The following is a 17,563-nucleotide window of genomic DNA, read 5'->3' as shown; positions in this document are numbered from 1 at the left end:
CGGGAACAGACGCCGGACGCGGCCGGATACCTGATCGTGATCGTGCCCGGTGCCACCGAGAGGGAACCGCCCCCGCCGTGCGCTCCGGGTGGCCGGCGCCCGGGCGCGCGCCCTGCATCCGGCGCGCGCGCCCGCCGGTCGCGCCGGTGGCTCGCCGCACGGCGCGCGGCCGCGTAGGGGCGCGCGGCTCGCCTCACGACCGCTCACGCGCGCGTGGCTGCCCCCGGCGTACGGCCGCTCAGCCGCCGTTCGCCTCCGGGTGGTGCAACAGCCAGCCGCGCCACGCCGACTCCACCATCTCCCGCACCCCGCGCCGGGCGCTCCAGCCCAGCTCCCGCCCGGCCAGCGCGGACGACGCGACCGCACGGGGCGCGTGACCGGGGCGGCGCGGCTCGACGAGCGGCGCCGTGGTGTCGCCGGTCACCTCGCCGATGAGCGTGACCAGCTCACGCACCGACACGCCCTCGCCGCGGCCGACGTTCAACCCCGATGTAACCGGCCCCGCCAGTGATCAGCCATGTCATGGGCCCTCACCCTATGCCCGGATGAACCCGCCACCTGCCCCGGTCGCCGTGGGCCCGGGGCACGAGGTGCGGCCGCTTGTCCGGCGGCCGGGTGTCCGGGTAAAGGTGTCTTGCCCGGTGTGTCCGGTCGTGGTGCGGGCGCGATGCCGGGAATGGGTAGGTCCGTTACCGCGGTGTGTTGCGCGCCGCACCGATCGTCGATGATGATCGCTGCGGCGGACATACAGACCGGGTTGATCAGTCCATGAACGGCCGGTGAACACCACCTTCCCGGTATCCGATAGCCTCTGCCGACATGCCGCCCGGCCCCGCCCTGGGTGCGCCCCACACCACACACACGACCGGCGCCCGTGCGCGCCGGGCCTCAGGGAGTGAGTTCGTCTGTCGACCGCCATCCTCACCGGACAGCCGGTTCCCGGATCGTCGCTCGAGGGCGATCTGCGGTCCCTCGGCTTCGACGTGCGGGTCGCCACCGACGCCGGTGACGCCGAGACGCTCCTCGCCGCCGTGCCGGCGGACCAGCGGGTCGCGATCGTCGACAGCCGCTTCGTGGGACATCAGCACGCGCTGCGGCTCGGTCTGACCGACCCCCGCTTCCCCGCCGCCGCCGTGCCCGGTGCCGTCACTGCGCAGCCCGCCGCCCGGCAGGCGCTGACCCGTGCCCTGGCCCGTGAGAACTCCGCGGCGGCCGGGGGCGCACACACCACGCTCTCGGCTTCCGCCCCGCTCCCGGCGTCGCCCGACCAGGGCGACCAGCCCGAGTGGACGGACGCCGTCGCAGTCGCCGACAACCTCGCCGAGCGCCTCACCGAGGCACTCGACGCCGACGGCGTCGCGGTCCACCGCCCCGAGCTGGGCACGCTGGTCGCGGCTGTCCCGACCGACCCGCAGACCCGCAACGAGGCACGGCAGGCCGTCGCCTCCGTCGACGACGAGGCCGTACGTCTGCGCGGCGCCGTGAAGGCCCGCGACGGCTTCTTCACCACGCACTTCATCAGCCCCTACTCGCGCTACCTCGCCCGCTGGTGCGCCCGTCGGGGCCTGACCCCCAACCAGGTCACCACCGCCTCGCTGCTCACCGCCCTGATCGCGGCGGGCTGCGCGGCCACCGGCAGCCGCGGCGGCTTCATCGCCGCGGGCGTCCTGCTGATCCTGTCCTTCGTCCTCGACTGCACCGACGGCCAGCTCGCCCGCTACTCGCTGCAGTACTCCACGCTCGGCGCCTGGCTCGACGCCACCTTCGACCGTGCCAAGGAGTACGCCTACTACGCGGGCCTCGCCCTCGGCGCCGCCCGCGGCGGCGACGACGTATGGGCGCTGGCCCTCGGCGCGATGGTCCTGCAGACCTGCCGGCACGTCGTGGACTTCGCCTTCAACGAGGCGAACGTCGGGGACGCCGCCGCCACCGCCAACACCAGCCCCACCGCCGCCCTCTCGGACCGGCTCGACAGCGTCGGCTGGACGGTGTGGGTGCGCCGGATGATCGTTCTGCCGATCGGTGAGCGCTGGGCGCTGATCGCCGTCCTGACGGCGGCCACCACCCCCCGTATCACCTTCACCGTGCTGCTCATCGGCTGTGCCTTCGCCGCGACCTACACCACGGCGGGCCGTGTGCTGCGCTCGCTCACGCGCAAGGCGAAGCGGACCGACCGGGCCGCGCGGGCGCTCGCCGACCTCACCGACAGCGGCCCCCTCGTCGAACTGCTGCTGCGCTCCGCCCGCGGCACCACCCGCCGCGCGGCGCCGTACCTCGCCCTCGCCGGCGGGGTCCTGGTCGTGGCCTCGACCCTGCTGTGGGGCGCCGGCTGGCAGAGCGTCCTGTGCGCCGTCGGCTATGTGGTGATGTCCGCCCTCGCCGTACTGCGGCCCCTCAAGGGCCCCCTCGACTGGCTGGTCCCGCCCTTCTTCCGGGCCGCGGAATACGGCACGGTCCTGGTACTGGCGGCCAAAGCCGGGGTGAACGGAGCGCTACCCGCGGCTTTCGGGCTGGTGGCGGCTGTCGCCTACCATCACTACGACACGGTGTACCGCATCCGCGGCGACGCCGGCGCGCCGCCGCGGATGCTGGTCCGCGCGGTCGGGGGGCACGAAGGCCGGACCCTGGTGGTCACGGTCCTGGCTGCGCTGCTCACCGCTGAGCAGTTCAAGGTCGCGCTCACGGTCCTTGCCGTCTGCGTGGCCCTGGTGGTGCTCGTGGAGAGCATCCGCTTCTGGGTGGCCGCCCACAAGGGTGGCGCACCCGCCGTACACGACGAAGGAGAACCCGCATGATCGGCCTCGTGCTGGCGGCCGGCGCCGGACGGCGTCTGCGCCCCTACACGGACACCCTGCCCAAGGCTCTGGTGCCGGTGGGGCCCGCGGGTACAGAGGACAGCCTCACCGTCCTCGACCTCACCCTCGGCAACTTCGCCGAAGTCGGTCTGACCGAGGTCGCGATCATCGTCGGCTACCGCAAGGAGGCCGTCTACGAGCGTCGGGAGGCCCTGGAGCGCAAGTACGGCCTGAAGCTCACCCTCATCGACAACGACAAGGCCGAGGAGTGGAACAACGCCTACTCCCTGTGGTGCGGCCGTGACGCCCTCAGCGACGGCGTGATCCTCGCCAACGGCGACACCGTGCACCCGGTCTCCGTCGAGAAGACCCTGCTCGCGGCCCGTGGCGACGGCAAGCGGATCATCCTCGCCGTCGACACGGTGAAGCAGCTCGCGGACGAGGAGATGAAGGTCGTCGTGGACCCCGACAAGGGCGTCCGCAAGATCACCAAGCTGATGGACCCGTCCGAGGCGACCGGCGAGTACATCGGCGTCACCCTCATCGAGGGCGAGGCGGCCGGGGAGCTGGCCGACGCGCTGAAGACCGTGTGGGAGACCGACCCGCAGCAGTTCTACGAGCACGGCTACCAGGAACTGGTCGACCGCGGCTTCAAGATCGACGTCGCTCCGATCGGCGATGTGCCGTGGGTCGAGATCGACAACCACGACGACCTGGCTCGGGGGCGGGAGATCGCGTGCCGGTACTGACGAGGCTCATCCCCTCGCCGGTCGTCGTCGACATCCGCCCGGGTGCCCTCGACGACCTGGCGAGCGTGCTCGCGGACGAGCGGATCTCGCACTCGGGCAAACTGGCCGTAGCCGTCAGCGACGGCTCCGGCGCCCGGCTGCGTGAGCGGCTCGCCCCCAGCCTGCCCGGCGCCACCTGGTACGAGGTCGGCGGCGGCACCCTCGACGACGCCGTCCGGCTGGCCGGCGACATGAAGGCGGGCCACTACGACGCGCTCGTGGGCCTGGGCGGCGGCAAGATCATCGACTGTGCCAAGTTCGCCGCGGCGCGTGTCGGCCTGCCGCTGGTCGCCGTCCCCACGAACCTCGCCCACGACGGACTGTGCTCGCCGGTCGCGACCCTCGACAACGACGCGGGCCGCGGCTCCTACGGTGTGCCGAACCCGATCGCGGTCGTCATCGACCTCGATGTCATCCGTGAGGCCCCGGTGCGTTTCGTGCGCGCGGGCATCGGCGACGCCGTGTCCAACATCTCCGCGATCGCGGACTGGGAGCTGGCCAACCGCGTCACGGGCGAGAAGATCGACGGTCTGGCCGCGGCGATGGCCCGGCAGGCCGGCGAGGCGGTGCTGCGCCACCCCGGCGGCATCGGCGAGAACGACTTCCTCCAGGTGCTGGCCGAGGCGCTGGTCCTCAGCGGTATCGCCATGTCGGTGTCGGGGGACTCCCGCCCGTCCTCCGGCGCGTGCCACGAGATCAACCACGCCTTCGACCTGTTGTTCCCCCGGCGCGCGGCCGCCCACGGCGAGCAGTGCGGGCTGGGCGCGGCCTTCGCGATGTATCTGCGGGGGGCGCACGAGGAGTCGGCGTACATGGTCCAGGTGCTGCGCCGGCACGGGCTGCCCGTGCTGCCGGAGGAGATCGGCTTCACGGTGGACGAGTTCGTCCGGGCCGTGGAGTTCGCCCCGCAGACCCGGCCCGGGCGCTACACGATCCTCGAACACCTCGACCTGAAGACCGACCAGATCAAGGACACCTACGTCGACTATGTCAAGGCCATCGGTAGCTGAACTCCGGCCCGTCGTCCACCCCGCCGGGGTGAAGGACCGGCGCAGCGGTGAGCACTGGGCGGGACGCCTCTACATGCGTGAGGTCTCGCTGCGCATCGACCGCTACCTGGTCAACACCAGGGTCACGCCCAACCAGCTGACCTATCTGATGACGGTCTTCGGCGTCCTCGCCGCTCCGGCCCTGCTGGTGCCGGGCATCGTGGGCGCCGTGCTCGGCGTGGTGATGGTCCAGCTCTACCTGCTCCTCGACTGTGTCGACGGCGAGATAGCACGCTGGAAGAAGCAGTTCTCGCTCGGCGGTGTGTACCTGGACCGGGTCGGAGCGTATCTGTGCGACGCGGCGGTGCTGGTCGGTTTCGGTCTGCGCGCCGCGGACCTGTGGGGCCCCGGGCGGATCGACTGGCTGTGGGCCTTCCTGGGCACCCTCGCCGCCCTCGGCGCCGTCCTGATCAAGGCCGAGACCGACCTCGTCGGTGTGGCCCGGCACCAGGGCGGGCTGCCGCCGGTCAAGGAGGCGGCGGCCGAGCCGCGGTCGTCCGGCATCGCGCTGGCCCGCAGGGCGGCCTCGGCGCTGAAGTTCCACCGTCTGGTCCTCGGGATCGAGGCGTCCCTGCTGATCCTCGTCCTGGCGATCGTGGACTCGGTCAGGGGAGACCTGTTCTTCTCCCGGCTCGGTGTCGCCGTGCTGGCGGGCATCGCGCTTCTGCAGACCCTGCTGCACCTCGTGTCCATCCTCGCCTCCAGCAGGCTGAAGTGAGCGGCGGCATAAAGGTCGGGGCGGTCGTCATCACGATGGGCAACCGCCCCGCCGAGCTGCGCGCCCTTCTCGACTCGGTCGCCAAGCAGGACGGCGACACCGTCGAGGTCGTCGTGGTCGGCAACGGCTCGCCCGTCCCGGACGTCCCCGACGGCGTCCGCACCGTCGAGCTGCCCGAGAACCTCGGCATCCCCGGCGGCCGCAACGTCGGTATCGAGGCGTTCGGGCCCGGCGGCACCCAGGTGGACGTCCTGCTCTTCCTGGACGACGACGGCCTGCTCGCCCGCAACGACACCGCCGAGCTGTGCCGCCAGGCCTTCGCCGCGGACCCCGACCTCGGCATCATCAGCTTCCGTATCGCCGACCCCGACACCGGCGAGACCCAGCGCCGCCATGTGCCGCGGCTGCGCGCCTCGGACCCGATGCGCTCCTCCCGGGTCACCACCTTCCTGGGCGGCGCCAACGCGGTCCGTACGAAGGTCTTCGCCCAGGTCGGCGGACTGCCGGACGAGTTCTTCTACGCCCATGAGGAGACCGACCTGGCGTGGCGGGCCCTGGACGCGGGCTGGATGATCGACTACCGGTCGGACATGGTCCTGTACCATCCCACGACCGCGCCCTCCCGGCACGCGGTCTACCACCGGATGGTCGCCCGCAACCGGGTCTGGCTGGCCCGCCGTAACCTCCCCGCCGTCCTCGCCCCGGTCTACCTGGGGGTCTGGATGCTGCTGACGCTGCTGCGCCGGCCCTCGCGGGCCGCCCTGAAGGCGTGGTTCGGCGGCTTCAAGGAGGGCTGGACGACGCCGTGCGGCCCTCGGCGCCCCATGCGGTGGCGTACGGTGTGGCGGCTGACCCGACTGGGCCGGCCTCCGGTCATCTGACAAGCTCGATAGTCGGAAACAGCGGGGGGACCCATGTCCCGGCTCCCATCCGTGCGCGGGCAGGCCGCGCATCCCGAAACGGAGAGTTTGCCAATCTGTGAGTGAGACAACGCACGACGGCGGTGTCGCGTTGAGCGACCGACCGTCGCCCGATGACGGGCTGACCGCGGCCGAGCTGGCCGCCAAGTACGGGCTCTCGGTGAGCGGGGCCCGGCCCGGACTCGTCAGTTACGTCCGCCAGCTGTGGGGGCGGCGCCACTTCATCATCGCCTTCTCCCAGGCGAAGCTCACCGCCCAGTACAGCCAGGCCAAGCTCGGTCAGCTGTGGCAGGTCGCCACCCCGCTGCTGAACGCGTTCGTGTACTTCCTGATCTTCGGGCTGATCCTGAAGGCCAGCCGGGGCATGTCGCACGACACGTACATCCCCTTCCTGGTGACGGGTGTCTTCGTCTTCACGTTCACCCAGAGCTCGATCATGGCCGGTGTCCGGGCGATCTCCGGCAACCTGGGCCTGGTGCGCGCCCTGCACTTCCCGCGCGCCTCGCTGCCCGTCTCGTTCGCGCTGCAGCAGCTCCAGCAGCTGCTGTTCTCGATGATCGTGCTGTTCGCCGTGGCCGTCGGATTCGGCAGCTACCCGCGCCTGTCCTGGTTGCTGATCGTCCCGGTCCTGGCGCTGCAGTTCCTCTTCAACACGGGCCTCGCCCTGATCGTGGCGCGGCTGGGTGCCCAGACCCCGGACCTCGCGCAGCTGATGCCGTTCGTCCTGCGCACCTGGATGTACATGTCCGGCGTCATGTTCTCCATCCACAACATGCTCGTCGGACGCCCCGAATGGGTGGTCCGCGCGTTGCAGGTGAACCCGGCCGCCGTCTTCATGGACCTCATGCGCTTCGCGCTCATCAAGAACTACGGTGCCGCGAACCTCCCGCCGCACGTCTGGGGCATCGCGCTGTTCTGGGCGGTGGTCGTCTTCGTCGGCGGGTTCGTGTACTTCTGGAAGGCGGAGGAGCGGTACGGCCGTGGCTGAGCAGAACACCGGGGCCAGGATCCCCACCGTCATCGCGGACGAGCTGCACATCGTCTACCGCGTCAACGGCGCCAAGACCGGCAAGGGCAGCGCGACCGCCGCGCTCAGCCGCATCCTCAAGCGGGGCTCCGACGACGCGGCGCGCGGCGTGCGCAAGGTGCACGCGGTCCGGGGCGTGTCGTTCATCGCCTACCGCGGCGAGGCCATCGGGCTGATCGGATCGAACGGCTCCGGCAAGTCCACCCTGCTCCGCGCCATCGCCGGACTGCTGCCCGCCGAGCGGGGCCGGGTCTACACCGACGGCCAGCCCTCCCTGCTCGGTGTGAACGCGGCCCTGATGAACGACCTGACGGGCGAGCGCAATGTCATCCTGGGCGGTCTCGCCATGGGCATGTCGCGCGAGCAGATCAAGGAGCGCTACCAGGAGATCGTCGACTTCTCCGGCATCAACGAGAAGGGTGACTTCATCACCCTGCCGATGCGCACCTACTCCTCCGGCATGGCCGCTCGGCTCCGCTTCTCCATCGCCGCCGCCAAGGACCACGACGTCCTCATGATCGACGAGGCCCTGGCGACCGGTGACCGCAAGTTCCAGAAGCGGTCCGAGGACCGCATCCGGGAGCTGCGCAAGGAGGCGGGCACGGTGTTTCTGGTCAGTCACAACAACAAGTCGATCCGTGACACCTGCGACCGCGTCCTGTGGCTGGAGCGCGGTGAGCTGCGGATGGACGGCCCGACCGAAGAGGTCCTCAAGGAGTACGAGAAGTTCACGGGCAAGTAAGAGCGCCCAATGATCGAGGGCCCGGCCGGAGCGTTTCGGCCGGGCCCCACGACTGCAAAGGAAAGGCCAACTCTGTTTGGCCTTAGGAATCTTGACGCCAATCGGTGTGTTGTTGTGATCTGCAGGACACCCCGCCGGGGCTCAGTTAGTTGTACAACGTAAGCTGTACCAGTGCTGATTCGCGGCAACTGGGGCGATAATGCCCTACACCCCCCTACCTGCCGCGCTGCATGGACGGCGGGGCGGCGTGTCCGAAATAGGATGTAATGGGTCGGCAGTGTAGAACGGGAGATGTGACGGCAATGGCTACGGAAAGTCTCCAGCTCCGCGAGGCATGTGCCGTCTCCGCGCCGGGCGGCGAGCGGTGACCGAAGCCGGGACGACGCGTACCGGCGACCCGGAGCGCGCCACCCTCGACAAGGCCGCGGGCGAGAACTTCCCCGTGGCGCCGTTCTTCCTGCCCCGGGCCTGGCGCGCCGACCTGATGGCCGTCTACGGCTTCGCGCGCCTCGTCGACGACATCGGTGACGGCGACCTCGCCCCCGGCGGCGCCGACGCCCGTCTTCTCGGCGTGTCGCCCGAGGAGGCCGAGGACCGCCTCACTCTTCTGGACGCCTTCGAGGCCGATCTCCACCGCGTCTTCGACGCGACCCCGCGCCACCCCCTGCTGCGCCGCCTCCAGCCCACCGTCCGGCGCGCCGGCCTCACCCCCGAGCCGTTCCTCGGCCTGATCGCCGCCAACCGCCAGGACCAGCTCGTCAAGCGCTACGAGACCTACGACGACCTCCTCGCCTACTGCGAACTGTCCGCCAACCCGGTCGGCCGGCTCGTCCTGGGCGTCACCGGCACCGCTACCCCCGAGCGCATCCGGCGCTCCGACGCGATCTGCACGGCTCTGCAGATCGTCGAGCACCTCCAGGACGTCGCCGAGGACCTCGGCCGCGACCGGATCTATCTGCCCGCCGCCGACATGAAGCGCTTCCATGTCCAGGAGACGGATCTCGCCATGAACGCAACCGGCGCATCGGTGCGCGCGCTGGTCGCGTACGAAGCGGAACGCGCCCGCGATCTCCTGAATGAAGGCGTCCCCCTTGTGGGTAGCGTCCACGGCAGGCTGAGGCTGCTGCTTGCGGGCTTCGTGGCGGGAGGTAGGGCGGCGATCGGCGCGATCGCCGCCGCCGAATACGACGTACTTTCCGGCCCGCCCAAGCCCGGCAAGCTCCGGTTGCTGCGCGAGGTGGGCGTGACTCTGCGAGGAGAGGGGTGATCCGGAGCGTGGAGTCGGAACAGCACGTGCCCCCGCCGGTACTCGCCGCGTACAGCTACTGCGAGGCCGTGACCGGGCAGCAGGCACGCAACTTCGCCTACGGCATCCGGCTGCTGCCGACGCCCAAGCGGCGTGCGATGTCGGCGCTCTACGCGTTCTCCCGGCGGGTCGACGACATCGGCGACGGCGCGCTGGCCGCCGACGTCAAGACCGCGCGGCTGGAGGAGACCCGGGCGCTGCTGGACCGCGTCCGGGACGGCAAGGTGGCCGAGGACGACACCGACCCGGTCGCCGTCGCCCTCACTCACGCCGCCTCGCACTTCCCGATCCCGCTCGGCGGTCTCGACGAACTCATCGACGGCGTGCTCATGGACGTCCGCGGCGAGACCTACGAGACCTGGGAGGACCTGAAGGTCTACTGCCGCTGTGTGGCCGGGGCCATCGGCCGCCTCTCGCTCGGTGTGTTCGGTACGGAGCCCGGAGCCCCCGGCGCCGAGCGCGCGCCGGAGTACGCCGACACGCTGGGGCTCGCGCTGCAGCTCACCAACATCCTCCGGGACGTCCGCGAGGACGCCGAGGGCGGACGCATCTATCTCCCCGCAGACGACCTCGCCAAGTTCGGCTGCTCGGCCGGCTTCCCCGGACCGACCCCGCCCGAGGGCTCCGACTTCGCCGGTCTCGTGCACTTCGAGGTGCGCCGGGCCCGTGCGCTCTTCGCCGAGGGCTACCGGCTGCTGCCCCTGCTCGACCGGCGCAGTGGTGCCTGCGTCGCCGCCATGGCCGGCATCTACCGCCGGCTCCTCGACCGCATCGAGCGTGAGCCCGAGGCCGTGCTGCGCGGCCGGGTCTCGCTGCCGGGACGCGAGAAGGCGTACGTCGCCGTGCGCGGACTGTCGGGTCTCGACGCCCGGAACGTCTCCCGGCGCATGGTCAGGAGGCGCGGCTGATGGGTGGTCCCCTGAACGGTGAGTCCACCGGCGAAAAACGGCAGGCAACCCTCCGGTGCGGCGCGGCGTCCCTGACTGCGACGGTCCGCCGTGCATCGTTCAAGCAACACGGCGAACCGGCAGGGGAGGAAGCACGATGAGCGAGGCCACACAGCCGGACGGCCCGCCTGCGGACAGGCCGGGTCACCGCGGGGCGCCGTCCGCCTCCGGGGCGTCCGCCGTCGTGGTCGGCGGGGGACTCGCCGGGATCACGGCCGCGCTGGCGCTCGCCGACGCCGGAGTGCGGGTCACCCTGCTGGAGGGACGGCCGCGGCTGGGTGGTCTCGCCTTCTCGTTCCACCGGGGCGAGCTGACCGTGGACAACGGCCAGCACGTCTATCTGCGGTGCTGCACCGCCTACCGCTGGTTCCTCGACCGCATCGACGCGTCCGCGCTGGCTCCCCTGCAGGATCGTCTCGACGTGCCCGTTCTCGACGCCGACCGGGCTCCGGGACGACGGCTCGGCAGACTGCGGCGCGACGCGCTGCCCGTACCCCTGCACCTCGGACGCAGCCTCGCCACCTACCCCCATCTCTCCCTCGCCGAGCGCGCCAGAGTCGGGCGTGCCGCACTGGCGCTCCGCGCACTGGACCTCACGGATTCAGCGCTCGACACGCAGGACTTCGGCAGCTGGCTGGCCGCGCACGGTCAGTCGGCGCGTGCCATCGAGGCACTGTGGGACCTGGTCGGGGTCGCCACCCTCAACGCGGTGGCCGGCGATGCCTCGCTCGGGCTCGCCGCGATGGTGTTCAAGACGGGTCTGCTGTCCGACCCGGGCGCGGCCGACATCGGCTGGGCACGCGTCCCGCTGGGCGAACTGCACGACCGGCTGGCCCGCAAGGCGCTCGACTCCGCGGGCGTCCGTATCGAGGTCCGTACACGCGTCACCTCCATCTCCCCTGACGAAAACGGCGGCTGGAGCGTTCAGGTTCCCGGCGAGCACATCGAGGCCGACACCGTGGTCCTCGCCGTACCGCAGCGCGAGGCGCACGATCTGCTGCCCGCCGGAGCCCTCGACGCCCCCGAACGACTGCTCGAGATCGGCACGGCGCCGATCCTCAACGTCCATGTCGTCTACGACCGCAAGGTGCTCGGCCGCCCCTTCTTCGCGGCGCTCGGCTCCCCGGTGCAGTGGGTCTTCGACCGCACCGAGGCCTCCGGACTGCGAGAGGGCCAGTACCTCGCGCTGTCCCAGTCGGCCGCCCAGGACGAGATCGACGAGCCGGTGTCGGTGCTGCGCGAGCGCTATCTCCCGGAGCTCGAACGGCTGTTGCCGGCCGCCCGCGGCGCCGAGGTGAGGGACTTCTTCGTGACCCGGGAGCGCGCGGCCACGTTCGCCCCCAGCCCCGGCGTCGGACGGCTGCGGCCCGGCGCCCGCACCAAGGCCCCCGGCCTCTACCTGGCCGGAGCGTGGACCGCCACCGGGTGGCCCGCGACCATGGAGAGTGCCGTCCGCAGCGGTGTCGGCGCGGCGGGCGCCGCGCTGGACGCCCTGGGCCGGTCAGGCGCCCACCTCCCCGACCTCTTCGAGGAGGCGGCATGAACATGAGCGTCCCCGCGCACGGAACCGGTTCCCGCACCCCCGGTATCGCAACAAGAGGAGAGACTGTGCCCACTGTGCCCCCGGCCGAGAAGGCCGCTCGAGAGACCGCGGTGGACGTGGCCGCGCTCCTGGAGCGCGGCCGGACCCTGGCCACCCCGGTACTGCGGGAGGCAGTGGACCGCCTGGCACCGCCCATGAACACCGTCGCCTCCTATCACTTCGGCTGGATCGACGCCGAGGGCAACCCCGCGGACGGCGACGGTGGCAAGGCCGTGCGTCCCGCCCTCGCCCTGCTCTCCGCCCAGGCCGCGGGCCAGGACCCCGAGGTCGGCGTGCCCGGCGCGGTCGCGGTGGAACTGGTGCACAACTTCTCGCTGCTGCACGACGACCTGATGGACGGCGACGAACAGCGCCGCCACCGCGACACCGTGTGGAAGGTGCACGGCCCCGCCCAGGCCATCCTCGTCGGCGACGCGCTGTTCGCCCTGGCCAACGAGGTGCTGCTGGAACTCGGCACCGTCGAGGCCGGCCGCGCCACCCGCCGTCTGACCAGGTCCTCCCGCGCACTGATCGACGGTCAGGCACAGGACATCTCCTACGAGCACCGCGACCGGGTCAGCGTCGCGGAGTGTCTGGAGATGGAGGGCAACAAGACCGGCGCCCTGCTCGCCTGCGCCTCGTCCATCGGCGCGGTCCTGGGCGGTGCCGACGACGCGACCGCGGACACCCTGGAGAAGTACGGCTACCACCTCGGCCTCGCCTTCCAGGCCGTGGACGACCTCCTCGGCATCTGGGGCGACCCGGAGGCCACGGGCAAGCAGACCTGGAGCGATCTGCGTCAGCGCAAGAAGTCCCTGCCGGTCGTGGCCGCGCTGGCGGCCGGCGGACCCGCCTCCGAGCGGCTCGGCCGGCTGCTCGCGGAGGACGCCAAGAGCAGCGACTTCGAGAACTTCTCCGAGGAGGAGTTCGCCGCGCGCGCCGCGCTCATCGAGGAGGCGGGCGGCCGCGAGTGGACCGCCGAGGAGGCGCGTCGCCAGCACACGATCGCGGTCGAGGCGCTGGCCTCGGTCCGGATGCCCCAGGAGGTGCGCGCGCAGTTCACGGCGCTCGCCGATTTCGTCGTCGTACGAAAGAGATGATCAATATCGGTCGAATACACCTCGCGTAGTCGCCGGCCGGTGCCTCCCCTCACTCCTGACCTCCCCCCACTCCCGATCTGTCCGAGCCGGGGGGACCTCATGAGCGGGGGAGCCCCACCGCGCAGACCCACCGGCCGACGGCGGACCCACAGCAGCACGACTCGCACGACTGCACGAAGGGGAAGCCATGACAGCGACGACCGACGGAAGCACCGGAGCCCTGCCGCCCCGCGCAGCCTCGGCCAGCGAAACCGACGTACCGCTCCCGGAGGCGGCCGGGACGGACGGCACTCGAGACGCCGCCGAGCGCGCCATGCGGCGCGCGACAGACTTCCTGCTCGCGCGGCAGGACGCCGAGGGCTGGTGGAAGGGCGACCTCGAGACCAACGTCACGATGGACGCCGAGGACCTGCTGCTCCGTCAGTTCCTGGGCATCTCCGACGAGAAGACCACCCGAGCCGCCGCCCTGTTCATCCGCGGCGAGCAACGTGAGGACGGCACCTGGGCCACCTTCTTCGGCGGACCCGGCGAACTGTCCGCCACCGTCGAGGCCTACGTCGCCCTGCGCCTGGCGGGGGACGCTCCCGAAGAGCCCCATATGGCGAAGGCCTCCGCCTGGGTTCGCGCGCAGGGCGGCATCGCCGCCTCCCGTGTCTTCACCCGGATCTGGCTCGCCCTCTTCGGCTGGTGGAAGTGGGAGGACCTGCCGGAGCTGCCGCCGGAGCTCATCTACTTCCCGAAGTGGATGCCCCTCAACATCTACGACTTCGGATGCTGGGCCCGCCAGACGATCGTGCCGCTCACCATCGTCTCCGCGAAACGCCCGGTGCGGCCCGCACCGTTCCCGCTGGACGAACTGCACACCGACCCCGACGACCCCAACCCGGCCCGGGACCTGGCCCCGGTGGTGAGCTGGGACGGCGTCTTCCAGCGGCTCGACAAGGCGCTCCACCAGTACCGCAAGGTCGCCCCGCGCCGGCTGCGCAGGGCCGCGATGAACGCCGCCGCCCGCTGGATCATCGAACGGCAGGAGAACGACGGCTGCTGGGGCGGTATCCAGCCGCCCGCGGTGTACTCGGTCATCGCCCTGCACCTGATCGGCTACGACCTCCAGCACCCCGTGATGCGCGAGGGCCTCGCCTCGCTCGACCGTTTCGCGGTGTGGCGCGAGGACGGGGCCCGGATGATCGAGGCCTGTCAGTCCCCGGTGTGGGACACCTGCCTCGCGACCATCGCGCTCGCCGACGCGGGACTGCCCGCCGACCATCCGCAGCTGGTGAAGGCCGCGGACTGGATGCTCACCGAGCAGATCGTCCGGCCCGGCGACTGGTCGGTACGGCGTCCGCAACTCCCCTCGGGCGGCTGGGCGTTCGAGTTCCACAACGACAACTACCCGGACATCGACGACACCGCCGAGGTCGTCCTCGCGCTGCGCCGGGTCGGCCACCCCGATCCGGAACGGCTGGAGAAGGCCATCGGGCGGGGCGTGCGCTGGAACCTCGGCATGCAGTCGAAGAACGGCGCGTGGGGCGCCTTCGACGTCGACAACACCAGCCCGTTCCCCAACCGGCTGCCGTTCTGCGACTTCGGCGAGGTCATCGACCCGCCGTCGGCCGATGTCACCGCGCATGTCGTGGAGATGCTCGCTGTCGAGGGCCTCTCCCACGACCCGCGCACCCGGCGCGCCATCGAGTGGCTGCTGGCCGAACAGGAGCCGGACGGTTCCTGGTTCGGGCGCTGGGGTGTCAACTACGTGTACGGCACCGGCTCGGTGGTACCCGCGCTGACGGCGGCCGGGCTGCCCGCGGCGCACCCGGCGATCCGCAGAGCCGTCGCCTGGCTGGAGCGCGTGCAGAACGACGACGGCGGCTGGGGCGAGGATCTGCGCTCGTACCACAATGCCCGGGAGTGGAGCGCCCGAGGCGCCTCCACCGCCTCGCAGACGGCGTGGGCGCTGCTCGCACTGCTGGCCGCGGGGGAGACGGAGAGCAAGGCGGTGCAACGCGGCGTCGAGTTCCTCGCCCGGACCCAGAACGAGGACGGCTCCTGGGACGAGCCGTACTTCACCGGTACCGGCTTCCCCTGGGACTTCTCCATCAACTACCACCTCTACCGGCAGGTTTTCCCGCTCACTGCGCTCGGCCGCTACGTCCACGGCGAGCCGTTCGCCGAGGCCAAGGGGAGCAGATGAGCCAGAGGCCCGCCACAGCCCCGCTGCTGATCGCCTGCGCGCTCGGCATCGAGCACCTCGCCCTGCGCAGCGGCGACCGCGGCGGGGCCGGCGGGCGCGTCACACTGCTCCGTACGGGTATGGGCCCCCGGGCGGCGGAACGCTCGGTCATCCGGGCGCTCGCCGACTCGGACCAGGCCGGGGCGGCCGTCCTCGCCACGGGCTTCTGCGCGGGGCTGGCCCCCGGTATGCACCCCGGTGACCTGGTCGTCGCCGAGGAGACCCGGGATCCGCGCGGCACCACCCCGTGTGTGGGCGCCGAGCTGCTCGTCAAGGAGCTTGTGCGCTGCCTCCCGGGGCGCACGGTCCACACCGGACCGCTCACCGGTTCGGACCATGTCGTCCGAGGTCAGGAGCGGTCGCACCTGCTCGCGACCGGCGCGATCGCGGTCGACATGGAGTCCGCGGCCACGCTGCACGGCGCCGTACGCACGGGCGCCCGCCCGGTTGCGGCCGTCCGGGTGGTCGTGGACGCTCCAGAACATGAACTCGTCCGGATCGGCACCTTGCGCGGTGGAATATCAGCTTTCCGCGTACTTCGTGCCGTCCTTCCCGCTTTTTTCGAATGGCACCGTTCCTTGTTGCTCCCCCGGAGGTGAGCCAGATGGCCATGCCGCTGCGCCAGTCCATCAAGGTTGCGACGTATCTCTTCGAACAGAAGCTGCGTGGGCGGGACAAGTTTCCGCTCATCGTCGAGCTGGAACCCCTCTTCGCCTGCAATCTGAAGTGTGAGGGCTGCGGTAAGATCCAGCACCCGGCGGGGGTGCTGAAGCAGCGTATGCCGGTGGCCCAGGCGGTGGGTGCGGTGCTGGAGTCCGGTGCGCCGATGGTGTCGATCGCCGGTGGCGAACCGTTGATGCATCCGCAGATCGACGAGATCGTGCGGCAGTTGGTGGCCCGCAGGAAGTACGTCTTCCTCTGCACCAACGCCATGCTGCTGCGCAAGAAGATGGACAAGTTCACGCCGTCGCCGTACTTCGCGTTCGCGGTGCACATCGACGGCCTGCGCGAGCGCCACGACGAGTCCGTGGCCAAGGAGGGCGTGTTCGACGAGGCCGTGGAGGCCATCAAGGAGGCGAAGCGGCGTGGCTTCCGGGTCACCACCAACTCGACCTTCTTCAACACCGACACCCCGCAGACCGTCATCGAGGTGCTCAACTTCCTCAACGACGACCTGCAGGTGGACGAGATGATGATCTCGCCCGCTTACGCCTACGAGAAGGCGCCCGACCAGGAGCACTTCCTGGGCGTCGAGCAGACCCGCGAGCTGTTCAAGAAGGCGTTCTCCGGCGGCAACCGGCGCCGTTGGCGGCTCAACCACTCGCCGCTGTTCCTCGACTTCCTCGAGGGCAAGGTCGACTTCCAGTGCACGGCCTGGGCGATCCCGAACTACTCGCTGTTCGGCTGGCAGCGGCCCTGCTACCTGATGAGCGACGGGTATGTGCCGACGTACCGGGAGCTGATCGAGGAGACCGACTGGGACAAGTACGGCCGCGGCAAGGACCCGCGCTGCGCCAACTGCATGGCGCACTGCGGCTACGAGCCGACCGCCGTGCTGGCCACCATGGGCTCCCTGAAGGAGTCTCTGCGGGCCATGCGCGAGACGATGGCCCAGAACCCCGGAAACGACAGGTGAGACCGTGACCGCCGTTTCCTTGGGCATCCCCGAGGTGCCGGCCCGGCCGATCGCGGAGCGACGCGTGTCGCGGCAGATCCACGTCGGGCCGGTGGCGGTCGGGGGCGGGGCGCCGGTGTCGGTGCAGTCGATGACGACGACGCGTACGTCGGACATCGGTGCCACGTTGCAGCAGATCGCGGAGCTGACGGCGACGGGCTGCCAGATCGTGCGGGTGGCGTGTCCCACGCAGGACGACGCGGACGCGCTGGCGACGATCGCGCGGAAGTCGCAGATCCCGGTGATCGCGGACATCCACTTCCAGCCGAAGTACGTCTTCGCGGCGATCGAGGCGGGCTGTGCGGCGGTCCGGGTGAATCCGGGCAACATCAAGCAGTTCGACGACAAGGTCAAGGAGATCGCGAAGGCGGCCAAGGATCATGGCACGCCGATCCGGATCGGTGTGAACGCGGGTTCCCTGGACCGTCGTCTGCTCCAGAAGTACGGCAAGGCGACCCCCGAGGCGCTGGTGGAGTCGGCGTTGTGGGAGGCCTCCCTGTTCGAGGAGCACGACTTCCGGGACATCAAGATCTCCGTCAAGCACAACGACCCGGTCGTGATGATCGAGGCGTACCGGCAGCTGGCGGCCCGGTGCGACTATCCGCTGCACCTGGGTGTGACGGAGGCGGGTCCGGCGTTCCAGGGGACGATCAAGTCGGCGGTCGCGTTCGGTGCGCTGCTGTC

The 17,563-nt window shown here is 70.9% G+C and carries 16 protein-coding genes and 1 pseudogene; 16 read left to right on the top strand and 1 reads right to left on the bottom strand.

Annotated elements, in window-relative coordinates; genetic code table 11:
• Window positions 1–238: 238 nt before the first annotated feature.
• Window positions 239–484: pseudogene (locus ACFY2Z_RS21850) on the bottom strand (UDP-glucose 4-epimerase GalE); the annotation flags it as partial.
• A gap of 421 nt (window positions 485–905) precedes the next feature.
• Between ACFY2Z_RS21850 and ACFY2Z_RS21845 the strand changes: the two are divergent.
• The 16 genes from ACFY2Z_RS21845 to ispG all read left to right on the top strand — a co-directional run.
• Window positions 906–2,795 (top strand): DUF5941 domain-containing protein, encoded by a 1,890-nt coding sequence (locus ACFY2Z_RS21845; protein WP_390745882.1) that lies wholly within the window; start codon window positions 906–908, stop codon window positions 2,793–2,795.
• A complete protein-coding gene (locus tag ACFY2Z_RS21840) occupies window positions 2,792–3,544 on the top strand; it encodes a sugar phosphate nucleotidyltransferase (RefSeq protein ID WP_390745759.1) in 753 nt (250 codons plus the stop codon). The genes ACFY2Z_RS21845 and ACFY2Z_RS21840 overlap by 4 nt, the downstream gene beginning before the upstream one ends.
• Window positions 3,532–4,593, top strand: coding sequence for an iron-containing alcohol dehydrogenase family protein (locus ACFY2Z_RS21835; protein ID WP_390745758.1), 1,062 nt, complete (start codon window positions 3,532–3,534; stop codon window positions 4,591–4,593). The genes ACFY2Z_RS21840 and ACFY2Z_RS21835 overlap by 13 nt, the downstream gene beginning before the upstream one ends.
• A complete protein-coding gene (locus ACFY2Z_RS21830; RefSeq protein ID WP_390745757.1) occupies window positions 4,571–5,350 on the top strand; it encodes a CDP-alcohol phosphatidyltransferase family protein in 780 nt (259 codons plus the stop codon). The genes ACFY2Z_RS21835 and ACFY2Z_RS21830 overlap by 23 nt, the downstream gene beginning before the upstream one ends.
• 8 nt (window positions 5,351–5,358) lie before the next feature.
• Window positions 5,359–6,231 (top strand): glycosyltransferase family 2 protein, encoded by an 873-nt coding sequence (locus ACFY2Z_RS21825; RefSeq protein WP_390745881.1) that lies wholly within the window; start codon window positions 5,359–5,361, stop codon window positions 6,229–6,231.
• A 97-nt stretch (window positions 6,232–6,328) separates the two neighbouring features.
• On the top strand, window positions 6,329–7,258 hold the full coding sequence (locus tag ACFY2Z_RS21820) for an ABC transporter permease (RefSeq protein WP_390745756.1): 930 nt from the start codon (window positions 6,329–6,331) through the stop codon (window positions 7,256–7,258).
• The gene (locus ACFY2Z_RS21815) at window positions 7,251–8,039 is read left to right on the top strand and encodes an ABC transporter ATP-binding protein (protein ID WP_390745755.1); all 789 of its coding nucleotides are present in this window, start codon (window positions 7,251–7,253) and stop codon (window positions 8,037–8,039) included. The genes ACFY2Z_RS21820 and ACFY2Z_RS21815 overlap by 8 nt, the downstream gene beginning before the upstream one ends.
• 364 nt (window positions 8,040–8,403) lie before the next feature.
• Window positions 8,404–9,306 carry a squalene synthase HpnC gene (hpnC, locus tag ACFY2Z_RS21810; RefSeq protein ID WP_390745754.1) on the top strand — a complete coding sequence of 301 codons (903 nt, stop codon included), beginning with the start codon at window positions 8,404–8,406 and terminating at the stop codon, window positions 9,304–9,306.
• Window positions 9,303–10,253: a presqualene diphosphate synthase HpnD gene (gene hpnD, locus ACFY2Z_RS21805; protein WP_390745753.1), complete on the top strand. Its 951-nt coding sequence runs from the start codon at window positions 9,303–9,305 to the stop codon at window positions 10,251–10,253. The genes hpnC and hpnD overlap by 4 nt, the downstream gene beginning before the upstream one ends.
• On the top strand, window positions 10,253–10,393 hold the full coding sequence (locus ACFY2Z_RS21800) for a DUF6380 family protein (RefSeq protein WP_390745752.1): 141 nt from the start codon (window positions 10,253–10,255) through the stop codon (window positions 10,391–10,393). The genes hpnD and ACFY2Z_RS21800 overlap by 1 nt, the downstream gene beginning before the upstream one ends.
• On the top strand, window positions 10,390–11,835 hold the full coding sequence (gene hpnE, locus ACFY2Z_RS21795) for a hydroxysqualene dehydroxylase HpnE (RefSeq protein WP_390745751.1): 1,446 nt from the start codon (window positions 10,390–10,392) through the stop codon (window positions 11,833–11,835). Before ACFY2Z_RS21800 ends, hpnE begins: the two co-directional genes overlap by 4 nt.
• A gap of 2 nt (window positions 11,836–11,837) precedes the next feature.
• Entirely contained in the window at window positions 11,838–12,974 is a 1,137-nt protein-coding gene (locus ACFY2Z_RS21790) for a polyprenyl synthetase family protein (RefSeq protein WP_390745880.1), read from the top strand.
• A 187-nt stretch (window positions 12,975–13,161) separates the two neighbouring features.
• Window positions 13,162–15,165 (top strand): squalene--hopene cyclase, encoded by a 2,004-nt coding sequence (shc, locus tag ACFY2Z_RS21785; RefSeq protein ID WP_390745750.1) that lies wholly within the window; start codon window positions 13,162–13,164, stop codon window positions 15,163–15,165.
• Window positions 15,162–15,803 carry a 1-hydroxy-2-methyl-2-butenyl 4-diphosphate reductase gene (locus ACFY2Z_RS21780; RefSeq protein ID WP_390745749.1) on the top strand — a complete coding sequence of 214 codons (642 nt, stop codon included), beginning with the start codon at window positions 15,162–15,164 and terminating at the stop codon, window positions 15,801–15,803. Before shc ends, ACFY2Z_RS21780 begins: the two co-directional genes overlap by 4 nt.
• Window positions 15,804–15,808: 5 nt before the next feature.
• Window positions 15,809–16,840, top strand: coding sequence for an adenosyl-hopene transferase HpnH (gene hpnH, locus ACFY2Z_RS21775; protein ID WP_311694262.1), 1,032 nt, complete (start codon window positions 15,809–15,811; stop codon window positions 16,838–16,840).
• 4 nt (window positions 16,841–16,844) lie between these two features.
• Window positions 16,845–17,563: flavodoxin-dependent (E)-4-hydroxy-3-methylbut-2-enyl-diphosphate synthase (ispG, locus tag ACFY2Z_RS21770; RefSeq protein ID WP_390745748.1), on the top strand; the 719-nt coding region annotated here is incomplete at its 3' end.

Source organism: Streptomyces sp. NPDC001222, assembly GCF_042896945.1.
Lineage (GTDB): Bacteria > Actinomycetota > Actinomycetes > Streptomycetales > Streptomycetaceae > Streptomyces > Streptomyces gibsoniae.
Note: the sequence above shows the minus strand (reverse complement) of the source record. Positions and strands in the feature narration are given on the sequence as shown.